Below are 10,481 nucleotides of genomic sequence, written 5' to 3'. Positions count from 1 at the left end.
TCGGCCGCTGGCTGTCGATGCCGATGAAAGTACTGTTGCTGGATGAACCGACGCGGGGCATCGATATCGGCGCCAAGGCCGAGATCTACCAGATCATCCATAACCTCGCAGCCCAAGGCATCGCGGTAATCGTGGTGTCCAGCGACCTGATGGAAGTGATGGGCATCAGCGACCGCATCCTGGTGTTGTGCGAAGGCGCGATGCGCGGCGAACAACGGCGCGAACACGCCACTGAATCCAACCTGCTGCAACTGGCCCTGCCGCGCAGCGTGGCGAACTGAGAGACGACTATGACCATTCAACAAAATGCGCTGCCCACCGCACGCAAACCCCTGGACGTACGTGCACTGCTGGATAACTGGGCGATGTTGATGGCAGCGGTGAGCATCTTTTTGCTGTGCGCCTTGCTGATCGACAACTTCCTCTCGCCCTTGAACATGCGCGGGTTGGGCCTGGCGATTTCCACCGTCGGCATTGCCGCCTGCACCATGCTGTTCTGCCTGGCGTCGGGGCATTTCGACCTGTCGGTGGGTTCGGTGATTGCCTGTGCCGGGGTGGTCGCGGCCATCGTGATGCGCGATACCGACAGCGTCATGCTCGGCATTGGCGCGGCGCTCCTGATGGGCCTGGTGGTGGGGCTGATCAACGGCATCGTCATCGCCAAGCTGCGGGTCAATGCGTTGATCACCACCTTGGCGACCATGCAGATCGTGCGCGGCCTGGCGTATATCTTTGCCAACGGCAAGGCGGTAGGGGTTTCGCAAGAGCAGTTTTTTGTGTTCGGCAACGGCCAGTTGCTGGGCGTACCGGTGCCGATCCTGATCACCATCCTGTGCTTCCTGTTCTTCGGCTGGCTGCTCAATTACACCACCTACGGGCGCAACACCATGGCCATCGGCGGCAATCCGGAAGCGGCGTTGCTGGCGGGCGTCAACGTGGACCGCACCAAGATCCTGATCTTCGCCGTGCACGGTCTGATCGGCGCGTTGGCCGGTGTGATCCTCGCGTCGCGCATGACCTCGGGCCAGCCGATGATCGGCCAGGGGTTTGAACTGACGGTGATCTCGGCCTGCGTGCTGGGCGGGGTGTCGTTGAGTGGTGGGGTGGGCATGATCCGGCACGTGATTGCCGGGGTGTTGATCCTGGCAATCATCGAGAATGCGATGAACCTGAAGAACATCGACACGTTCTACCAGTACGTCATCCGCGGCTCGATCCTGCTGCTGGCGGTGGTCATCGACCGCATGAAGCAACGCTGATTTCCATCCATGTGAAGATCAGACTGTGTGCGGGCTTGCCCGCGAAGGCGGTGGATCAGTCAAATCCTGTATCGACTGGACCACCGCTATCGCGGATAAGCCCGCTTCCACATTTTTAGTCGGCGATGAATTTGAAGAGGGTGTGCTGGGTGTAAGTCTGGCCTGGATTCAGGCGCGTCGACGCAAAGTTCGGCTGGTTGGGCGCATCTGGAAAGTGCTGGGTCTCCAGTGTGAACCCACTCCAATGCTGATACGTCTTCCCTGCCTTGCCCTTCACCGACCCGTCGAGGAAGTTACTGGTATAAAACTGCACGCCTGGCTCGCTGGTGTACAGCTGCAAACGCCGCCCCGATTCAGGGTCATGCACCTCGGCCGCAAGCTGCTTCACATCACCTTTGGCATCCAGCGCCCAGTTGAAATCAAATCCACCCTGTTTCGGCTCGGCAAACTTGAGCTGCGGGTGATCGTCTTTGATGTGCTGGCCGATGGGTGTCGGTTTCAGGAAGTCCATCGGCGTGCCCTTGACGGGCGCCAGTTCGCCGGTAGGGATCAGGGTGGCATTCACCGGCGTGTAATGACTGGCGTGCAAGGTGGCGACTTGCTTGAGAATGTCACCGTTACCCGCACCGGCCAGGTTGAAGTAGCTGTGGTTGGTCAGGTTGAGCACCGTCGGTTTGTCGGTGGTGGCCGTGTAGTCGATGTGCAGTTCGTTGTTGTCGTTGAGGCGGTAGGTGACTTCGGTTTTCAGGTTGCCAGGGAAGCCCATCTCACCGTCCTTGGACAGGTAGGTGAGGGTCACGCCCACTGAGTCCTTGGCCTTGACCTGCGTGGCTTTCCACACCTGCTTGTCGAAGCCCTGGGCGCCGCCGTGCAGGGAGTTGGGGCCGTCGTTGAGCGGGACCTGGTAGCGTTTGCCGTCGAGTTCAAAGGCGCCACCGGCCAGGCGGTTGCCGAAACGCCCGATGGTCGCACCGAAAAACGCCGTGCCGGCCTGGTAACCCTGTACGTCGTCGAAGCCGAGCACCACGTCCTCGACCTTGCCGTTTTTGTCCGGCACTTTCAGGGACTGCAGCACGCCGCCATACGTGATGACCGTGGCTTGCATGCCATGGCTGTTACGCAGGATGTATTGTTCGACGGCCGTGCCGTCATTGGTTTTACCGAAAGGTTTGTGTTCGCTGGTGAGCCCTGCAGCCTGGGCGCCGCCACTGGCGATCAGCATGGACATCGCCAAGCCCGAAAGCAGGTATCGAGGGTGCTTCATGATCGAACTTCCTTTTGTTGTTTTGAGTGGAATAGTTCTACTAATGTGCGATATTTTGTCGGTTGGACAGCGAATTTATAGCCTTTAAAGCCGTTTTTGCAAAATAAAATAAGACTAATTAAACGAGGCAGCATGTTATGAGTACCCAGCACGCGGTGTACCCCGATCTCGAAGGCAAGACCGTACTGATCTCCGGCGGCGCGTCAGGCATTGGCGAATTCATGGTCCGGGCGTTCGCCGCCCAAGGCGCCAAGGTGGGGTTTGTCGACCGCGCGCAGAGCCAGGGTGAGCGCCTGGCGGCGTTGTTGAGTTCGGCGGGGCATACCGTTGAATTCGTGTGTTGCGACATTACCGATGAGATCGCCTTCAAGGCCGCCATCGGCCGTTTCGAACATTCCCTCGGCCCGATCACCGTGCTGGTGAACAACGCCGCCAATGATGTGCGCCACACTTTGGATGAAGTCGATTCGGACACCTTTGACAAGCTCATCTCGGTCAACCTCAAGCACGCCTTCTTCGCCGCCAAGGCGGTGGTGCCGATGATGAAAAGCGCCGGCGGCGGGGCGATCATCAACCTGGGCTCGGTGGGCTGGATGATGGCGTCGGCCGGCTACCCGGTATACGCCGCCAGCAAGGCCGCCGCCCATGGCATGACCCGCGCCCTGGCCCGGGAACTGGGGCCGAGCCACATCCGCGTCAACACCTTGGTGCCGGGTTGGGTGATGACTGAAAAACAACTGGCGATGTGGGTCGATGACGCCGCCAGGGAACTGATCAGCCGCAGCCAGTGCCTGCCGGGCAGCGTGCTGCCGGAACACATCGCCAACATGGCGTTGTTCCTGGCCTCGGATGCCTCGGCGATGTGTTCGGCGCAGAACTTCATCGTCGACGGTGGCTGGGTCTGAGCCGGCACGCTCCAGAATCGCCTCGCGTGGTTCAGGTAAGATGACGTTCGAATTCGCTGATCGCTAACGCCTCTGGAGCAGTAAGCATGACCGACTACGTACCCCCGAAAGTCTGGACCTGGGACACCGAAAACGGTGGCAGTTTCGCCAGTATCAACCGGCCCATCGCCGGCGCGACCCACGAAAAACACCTGCCGGTGGGCAAGCACCCGTTGCAGCTGTATTCGTTGGCCACGCCCAATGGGCAGAAGGTCACGATCCTGCTCGAAGAACTGTTGGCCCTGGGGCACAGCGGTGCCGAATACGACGCGTGGCTGATCAAGATCGGCGATGGCGACCAGTTCGGCAGTGGGTTTGTCGGGGTCAACCCGAACTCGAAGATCCCCGCACTGATGGACCACAGTGGCCCTACGCCGATTCGTGTGTTCGAGTCAGGCGCGATCCTGCAGTACCTGGCGGAGAAATTCGGCGCGTTCTTCCCCACCGAGCCAGCGGCGCGCGCGGAGTGCCTGTCGTGGTTATTCTGGCAGATGGGCAGCGCGCCTTACCTGGGCGGCGGTTTCGGGCATTTCTATGCCTATGCGCCGAGCAAGATGGAGTACCCGATCAACCGCTTCGCCATGGAGGCCAAGCGTCAGTTGGACGTGCTGGACCAGCGCCTGGCGGTGAGCGAGTACATCGCCGGGGATGACTACACCATCGCCGACATCGCCATCTGGCCCTGGTACGGTGGCTTGGTCAAAGGCCGTTTGTACGGCGCGGCGGAGTTTTTGTCGGTGCATGAGTACACGCATGTGCAGCGTTGGGCGGATGCGATTGATGCTCGCCCGGCGGTGCAGCGCGGGCGGCGGGTGAACCGGGTGTCCGGCGAGCCTCATGAGCAACTCGCCGAACGCCACGACGCCAGCGACCTGGACTAATGGTTTGGTGAGATCAAATGTGCGAGGGGCGGTGCGACGATTCGACTTGCCCCTCCCACAGTTTGAACTGCACTGGGCAGTTTATCGGTAGCGTTGCTCGTAGGTCGCCACCTGCTCAGGCTTGATCAGTTCGAACGGCACCCACACCTCCGCTTCAATCGGTTCCCCCTTGATCATCTTGATCGCCGACTCCACGGCTTTCGCCGCCTGGGCTTTCGGGTCCTGGAACACCGATGCCGCCAGCAACCCACGCTTCACCGCTGCCAGCCCATCCGGCAACCCATCAATCCCCACAATGGCTACTTCCCCCTTGGCCTTGCCCGCCTGCTGCAAGGCCATCCCGGCGCCAATCGCCATTTCGTCGTTATTGGCGACGATGGCATCGAACTGCGTCCCCGCCAGCAGCCAGTTGCTGGTCAGGTCCATGCCCTTGCTGCGCTGCCATTCGGCGCTTTGCTGCTCCACCACGTTGATCCCGGGATAGTCCTTGAGCACCTGCTTGGCGCCCTCGGTGCGGTCGTGGGTGGCGTTTTGCGCGAGGTCGCCCATGATGATCGCCACATTGCCCTTGCCACCGAGTTTTTCCGCCAGGAAGCGCATCTGCAACTGCCCGGCCTCGATGTCGTTGGAGGCCACGGTGACCACGCCCTTGGGCAGGGTGCGTTCATCCGGGTGGCGGTTGACGTACACCAGTGGCGTCTTGGCCGCCACGGCAGCGCGGGTCATATTGGCGGTGGCGGAAGTGTCCACCGGCAACACGATCACCGCGTCGACCTTCTGGTTGAGAAAACCGTCGACCTGATTGAGTTGGCGCACCACATCGCCCTGGGCGTCTTCGAACTGGATCTTCACGCCTTGCTCCCGGGCGGCGGTTTCCAGGCCGCTGCGCACGTAGGTCATGAAGTTGTCGTCCACCCGGGCGATGCTCACGCCGATGCGGTAATCGGCGAACGCCCATTGGCTGAGCAGCAGTAACAGCGAGGCAAGCATCATTGAATAGCGGTTCATGTGGCGGTTCCTTTTATTGTTATAGGGTGAAGGCTTGGCGGAAGCGCTCCAGGGCCAGTTCGCTGTCGCCGCTGGCCCAGCCTTCGAGACCGACCACGCCGCGGTAGCCCATGGCATGCAGGGCCCTGGCAATGGCAGGGTAGTGGATTTCACCGGTGCCGGGCTCTTTGCGTCCGGGCACGTCGGCCACCTGGATTTCACCGATGGCGCTGCCGGCGCGCTGGATCAGTTCGATCAAATTACCTTCGCCGATCTGCGCGTGGTACAGGTCCAGGTTCATCTTCAGGTGCGGGCTGCCCACCGCCTCGATCAGCGCCAGGGTGTCGTCGGCGCGGGCGAACGGGGTGCCGGGGTGGTCGACGTCGGTGTTGAGGTTTTCCAGCAGGAACACGCGACCGGCGTCTTCCCCCAGGCGCGCGATTTTTTCCAGGGTCTTGCACGCACTCAACCACATGCGCCCGGTGGTGTGGCTCACCGGCTGCACCGGCAGGCCGCCTTCGCCCAGGCCGGTGCCGTGCAGGTTGAGGCTGGGGCAGTTCAGTTGTTCGGCGATGCCCAGCGACTCACGGGCGCTGTCGAGCAAGTGGCGGATGCCGTCCGGGTCAGTGAGGGTGCCGGTGATGTAGCCGGTCATCGAGGTGAAGTCCGCGCCCGTAGCGGCAAGGGCGCCGATGTCCTTGTCGGTCCAGTTCCAGATTTCTGCACTGAAGCCCAGCGCGTGAATGCGTTTGACCCGCTCGATAAAGGGCAGGTCGAGAAACACCATCTCGGCGCTGATCGCCAGCGTGAACGGGCTCATACGGCCACCGCCCGGCCTTGTTGGAAGGAATCGATGCACGCACGGGCAATCGCGAGGGCGGCGCGGGCGTCCTCGCCGCTGGCCAGGGGCTTGGCGCCAGTGCGCAGGCAGTCGGCAAAGTGGTTGAGCTCGGCGACGTAGGCGTCGCGCAACAGGTCGGTGTCCAGGCGCTGGGTGTCGGCCTGGATGCCTTGGGCCAGGTAACGCAATAGATCGGATTCAGCCACGCCGCCCATGGTCAGCATGCCGGCGCTGCCGAAGACTTCGCCGCGCACGTCGTAGCCGTACACTGCCTGGAAGTTGGCTTCGGCGGTGGCAATCGCACCGTTGTCGAAACGGATCGTGACCACGGCGGTGTCGAGGAAACCTTTGCTTTTGTAGTCCGGCGCGATCAACGCGTCGGCCATTACGTGAACCTGCACGGCTTCTGCGCCGGGGTTGAGGTAGCGCAGGGTGTCGAAGTCGTGGATCAGGGTTTCGAGAAAGATCACCCATTGCGGCGAGTTGGCCGGGTTGTTCAAGGCCGGGTCGCGGGTCAGCGAGCGCAACAGCTGCGGAGTGCCGATGCGGCCGGCAACGACGTCGAGGTGGGCGGTGCGGAAGCTCTTGGCGAAACGACGGTTGAAACCGACCTGCAACGGCACACGGGCATCGGCTGCGGCGGCGATCGCGCGGTCGGCTTCGTCGAGGGTGATTGCCATGGGTTTTTCGCAGAAGACCCCCTTGCCGGCGCGGGCGGCACTGATCACCAGTTCGGCGTGGCTGCGGGCAGGGGCGGCGATGATCACGCCGTCGATATCCGGGTCATCCAGCAACTGTTGCGGGTCGGTGTACACCTTGCTCACCCCCAGTTCATCGGCGAGGCGCGCGGCCTGGCCTGGGGTGGGGTCGGCAATCGCCGCCAGGCTGGCGCCGGGGATGTGCCGCGCGGCGGTCAGGCCGTGAAAGCTGCCCATGCGACCGGCGCCGATCAAACCCAGGCGGATGTTCTGTGTACTCATGAAGTGACCCCTTTTTATTGTTGGCCTCAGGGCGGTCCTGAGGATAAAGGGGTAAGAGCAAAGGTTGTGCCAATTATCAAGCTATTGATAATTATAGGTTTATTTTTAATTCCAATCAGAAAGTGTTCATTCAGATGACATGTCTATACTGACATGTCAAAAACGTGAACATGGAAACGCCCTGATGAGCATGGCATTCAGCGTGCAAGACCTCGACTACCTCACCGCCCTCGGGCCTGCCGCATTGAATGACGGCCCTGTCGACGCGTTGGAACAGGCGTGGCGCGCTTGCCTGGCGGGCCAGGTTGAACGGCCGATCGACGTGCGGCAGGTGATCTGGGAATCCTGGCGGCGCAGCGTCGACGCCGGCATTGACCCCGCGGACAACGCTTATCGCTTTGTGACGCCTGATACGCTGGCCGCGACATTGGCCACCCACCGCGTGCTGATCGCCGCCGCTGCACAGGTGATGCACGGGCTGTTGGCCTACAACCCGCGCGGGCATATCAACCTCACCGATGCCGACGGTACCACCCTGTATTTCTGCGGGCTGGACATCACCCCGGTGGGCAGCCGTTTGCTCGAGTCCGTGCAGGGCACCAACTGCACCGGTTTGGCCCTGGCCGAGGATCATCTGGTCTACGTGCTGGCCGAAGAAAACTTCGGCAATGGCCTGCGCCAACGCCGCATGCACTGCGCCGCCGCGCCGATCAAAAATGCCCAGGGCGAGACGCTGGCGATGCTGACCCTCACCGCCGAACCCGGCTGGTTCCACTTTCACACCCTTGGCACCGTCCAGGCGGCGGCCGACGCGGTGTCGCGCCAGATGGCGCTGCAAGGCTTGTTGGAAGAACAGCAGACCGTGCTCGAGGTGCTTAACGAAGGCTTGGTGGTGCTCGACGAGCGGGGCTGCATCAAGGCGCTCAACGGGTACGCGCGGCACCTGTTCCGGGTCGGGCTGGAGCTGATCGGCAGGCCCTTCCAGCAACTGGGCCGCAGTGAATTGAGCAATGCCCTCAGCGATCCCGTGCGCGACCTCGACTGTACCTTCCTCCTGCACGACCGCAGCCAACTCGCCTGCCTGGTGTCGGTGTGCCCGCTGGAGCAGGGCGGGGTGATCGTGTCGCTGCGCGAAAACCGTCGTATCCGCGAAATCACCCGGCGTCTGGTCGGCACCCAGGCCAGCTACACCTTCGACACCATCCAGGGCCAATCGCGGGCGATCCAGGACGCGTTGCACCTGGGGCGCATTGCCAGTCGCAGCGACTCCACCACCTTGATCCTCGGCGAGAGCGGCACCGGCAAAGAGTTGTTCGCCCAGGCCATCCACAATGGCAGCGAGCGCCACAAAGGGCCGTTCGTGGCGGTCAACTGCGGCGCGATTCCACGGGAGTTGGTGCAGAGCGAACTGTTCGGGCATGTCGAAGGGGCGTTCACCGGCGCCACCCGAGGCGGCTCGGCGGGCAAGTTTGAACTGGCGGATGGCGGCACGATTTTTCTCGATGAGATTGGCGACATGGCCTTCGACGCCCAGGTCAGCCTGCTGCGGGTGTTGCAGGAAGGTGAAGTGACCCGCGTCGGCGCGAAGAACTCGCGGCGCGTGGATGTGCGCATCATTGCCGCGACACACCGCAACTTGAGCCAGGCGGTGGCCGAGGGCGCGTTTCGTGAGGATCTTTACTACCGCCTCAATGTCTTGAACCTGACCGTGCCGCCGCTGCGCATGCGCCGTGAAGACATACCGCTGCTGGCGCGGCACTTCCTCGCGCGTTACGCCCGTTCGCTGCGCAAGGCGGTGGAGGGCTTTGCGCCGGAAGCGCTGGCGTTGCTGTGTGCCTACCCGTGGCCGGGCAATGTGCGCGAGCTGGAAAACAGCATCGAGCGGGCGACCAACCTGGCGATGGGGGCGTTGATCCAGCCGCTTGATTTGCCGCTGGACACCAAGCCGCGCACGCCGCTGCGCGTGTATGAGCCGCAGCCTGCACAAGATCTCAGTAGCCATGAAATGAATGCGATTGTTGCCGCGCTGGAAAGTACCGGCGGCAATATTCGTTTGGCCGCGCGGCAGCTGAACGTGTCGCGGGGCGGGCTGTACAACAAGATGAGCCGGTTTGGCTTGAGTGCCGGGGACTATCGCAATAACTGAGCCTCACGCCGATCAACCTTGATCTCCGTGTATCAGGTGCAGATGTTTTCTGAGGTGACGATCTGTGGCGGCACATACACCCGATGCCTGACCGGATCGAACGCCTCGGCGCGCTGTAATTCAACCGACAACTCAATCAACGCCACCGCCGTCTGCCGTGGCTGCGAGTCCATCACCACATCCACTAGTCCCTGGCTCAATGCCTGGCGCGACAGCTCGGTGGACTCTTGCAGGATGCAACACAACGCCGGCCGCTTGGGCAACTGCGCCAGGGCGCTGATGATGCCGTCGCCACCGCCGCCCACCACACACAGGCCGCGCAGGTCGGCGTGGCGGGTGATGAGGTCGAGGGTGGCTTCTTCGGTGATGTCGCAGTTGTCGAGGTTGATCAGCGGCTCCAGCGGCTTGAGCCCCGGCGCATGTTCCGCCAGGTAGCTGTGCAAGCCTTCGACCCGGGCCTGGTGGCCGAGGAAGCGGTGACCGCCGAGCAGGATGCCGACGCTGCCCTTGCGTGCGCCGCAGGTACGGGCGAGCAGCCAGCCCATGGTGCGGCCGACCACGTGGTTGTCCTGGCCGACATAGGGTTCGAGGGCGTGCTCGTGGATATCGGACAGCAGCGCCACCACCGGCACACCGGCTTCACGGATCTGCTTGAGGGTGGCGTTGATCAAGGGGTGGGCGAAACTCACCACGGCGAGGCCGTCGCACTGCACGGCCAGTTGTTCGATCTGTGCGGCAATCATGGCGGGCGAACGGTCGACGATGTACTCGAACTGACACGTCAGGTTGGCCCCGGGGTGTTGCTCGGCAGCGTCGCTGATCGCTTGCGCCAGGCTGGCATAGAACGCCTGGGCGGTGGCCAGCAGCAGGATGCCGAAGCGGTACGTGGGCCGGCGCTCGCGAATGCGCTGGCCGATCAGCCGCGCGGCGAAATAGCCCACGGCTTCGGCGGCCTGGAACACCTGCTCGGCGGTTTGCGGGTTGACCGGCGCGCGCGCGTTCAGCACCCGGTCGACGGTGGCCACGCTGAGCCCGGCATGGGCGGCAACGGTGGCGATGGTTGGGCGTTTATGGTTATTCATGGCAAGCCCTTGATGCGTCTTGATAGAAAACTATCAAGCCCCGCTGGGCCTGGATGATAGCTTGATAGGGAATGGATTCAAGCCCTTGAGGGTGATT

9 protein-coding genes and 1 pseudogene are annotated in these 10,481 nt (G+C 62.5%); 5 read left to right on the top strand and 5 right to left on the bottom strand.

Going from position 1 to position 10,481, the window contains the following annotated elements:
• Both araG and araH read left to right on the top strand, forming a co-directional pair.
• A pseudogene (araG, locus tag CQ041_RS22785) lies at positions 1-281 on the top strand (L-arabinose ABC transporter ATP-binding protein AraG); the annotation flags it as partial.
• Positions 282-290: 9 nt separating this feature from the next.
• Positions 291-1,259: an L-arabinose ABC transporter permease AraH gene (araH, locus tag CQ041_RS22780; RefSeq protein ID WP_105525230.1), complete on the top strand. Its 969-nt coding sequence runs from the start codon at positions 291-293 to the stop codon at positions 1,257-1,259.
• A 115-nt stretch (positions 1,260-1,374) separates the two neighbouring features.
• On the opposite strand, the gene CQ041_RS22775 is transcribed toward araH, so the two are convergent.
• Entirely contained in the window at positions 1,375-2,523 is a 1,149-nt protein-coding gene (locus tag CQ041_RS22775) for an aldose epimerase family protein (RefSeq protein ID WP_105525231.1), read from the bottom strand.
• A 137-nt stretch (positions 2,524-2,660) separates the two neighbouring features.
• On the opposite strand from CQ041_RS22775, the gene CQ041_RS22770 reads away from it, so the two are divergent.
• Together CQ041_RS22770 and yghU are read left to right on the top strand one after the other, a co-directional pair.
• A complete protein-coding gene (locus CQ041_RS22770; RefSeq protein ID WP_105525232.1) occupies positions 2,661-3,428 on the top strand; it encodes an SDR family NAD(P)-dependent oxidoreductase in 768 nt (255 codons plus the stop codon).
• A gap of 86 nt (positions 3,429-3,514) precedes the next feature.
• Positions 3,515-4,348: a glutathione-dependent disulfide-bond oxidoreductase gene (gene yghU / locus CQ041_RS22765; RefSeq protein ID WP_105525233.1), complete on the top strand. Its 834-nt coding sequence runs from the start codon at positions 3,515-3,517 to the stop codon at positions 4,346-4,348.
• 81 nt (positions 4,349-4,429) lie between these two features.
• Here the strand turns inward: yghU and CQ041_RS22760 are convergent, their stop codons facing one another.
• From CQ041_RS22760 to CQ041_RS22750, 3 genes are read right to left on the bottom strand one after another with little or no spacing between them, the layout of a single operon-like run.
• A complete protein-coding gene (locus tag CQ041_RS22760) occupies positions 4,430-5,356 on the bottom strand; it encodes a sugar ABC transporter substrate-binding protein (protein WP_105525234.1) in 927 nt (308 codons plus the stop codon).
• Between the two features lie 19 nt (positions 5,357-5,375).
• Positions 5,376-6,155, bottom strand: a complete 780-nt coding sequence (locus CQ041_RS22755; RefSeq protein ID WP_105525235.1) for a TIM barrel protein — start codon at positions 6,153-6,155, stop codon at positions 5,376-5,378.
• A complete protein-coding gene (locus CQ041_RS22750) occupies positions 6,152-7,156 on the bottom strand; it encodes a Gfo/Idh/MocA family oxidoreductase (protein WP_105525236.1) in 1,005 nt (334 codons plus the stop codon). The genes CQ041_RS22755 and CQ041_RS22750 overlap by 4 nt, the downstream gene beginning before the upstream one ends.
• 184 nt (positions 7,157-7,340) lie before the next feature.
• Here CQ041_RS22750 and CQ041_RS22745 point away from each other — a divergent pair, with 184 nt between their 5' ends.
• Complete coding sequence (locus CQ041_RS22745) at positions 7,341-9,302, top strand: sigma-54-dependent Fis family transcriptional regulator (RefSeq protein ID WP_105525237.1); 1,962 nt, start codon at positions 7,341-7,343, stop codon at positions 9,300-9,302.
• A 32-nt stretch (positions 9,303-9,334) separates the two neighbouring features.
• Here the strand turns inward: CQ041_RS22745 and CQ041_RS22740 are convergent, their stop codons facing one another.
• On the bottom strand, positions 9,335-10,384 hold the full coding sequence (locus tag CQ041_RS22740; RefSeq protein WP_105525238.1) for a LacI family DNA-binding transcriptional regulator: 1,050 nt from the start codon (positions 10,382-10,384) through the stop codon (positions 9,335-9,337).
• Positions 10,385-10,481 lie beyond the last annotated feature (97 nt).

Source organism: Pseudomonas sp. MYb60 (genome assembly GCF_002979555.1).
Taxonomy (GTDB): Bacteria; Pseudomonadota; Gammaproteobacteria; order Pseudomonadales; family Pseudomonadaceae; genus Aquipseudomonas.
This window is presented reverse-complemented; position numbering and strand designations above follow the sequence as displayed.

Bases quoted from the DNA above. Each gene is read 5' to 3' on its own strand.
- araH (WP_105525230.1), top strand. From the start codon at position 291: ATGACCATTCAACAAAATGCGCTGCCCACCGCACGCAAACCCCTGGAC.
- CQ041_RS22775 (WP_105525231.1), bottom strand. From the start codon at position 2,523: ATGAAGCACCCTCGATACCTGCTTTCGGGCTTGGCGATGTCCATGCTG.
- CQ041_RS22770 (WP_105525232.1), top strand. From the start codon at position 2,661: ATGAGTACCCAGCACGCGGTGTACCCCGATCTCGAAGGCAAGACCGTA.
- yghU (WP_105525233.1), top strand. From the start codon at position 3,515: ATGACCGACTACGTACCCCCGAAAGTCTGGACCTGGGACACCGAAAAC.
- CQ041_RS22760 (WP_105525234.1), bottom strand. From the start codon at position 5,356: ATGAACCGCTATTCAATGATGCTTGCCTCGCTGTTACTGCTGCTCAGC.
- CQ041_RS22755 (WP_105525235.1), bottom strand. From the start codon at position 6,155: ATGAGCCCGTTCACGCTGGCGATCAGCGCCGAGATGGTGTTTCTCGAC.
- CQ041_RS22750 (WP_105525236.1), bottom strand. From the start codon at position 7,156: ATGAGTACACAGAACATCCGCCTGGGTTTGATCGGCGCCGGTCGCATG.
- CQ041_RS22745 (WP_105525237.1), top strand. From the start codon at position 7,341: ATGAGCATGGCATTCAGCGTGCAAGACCTCGACTACCTCACCGCCCTC.
- CQ041_RS22740 (WP_105525238.1), bottom strand. From the start codon at position 10,384: ATGAATAACCATAAACGCCCAACCATCGCCACCGTTGCCGCCCATGCC.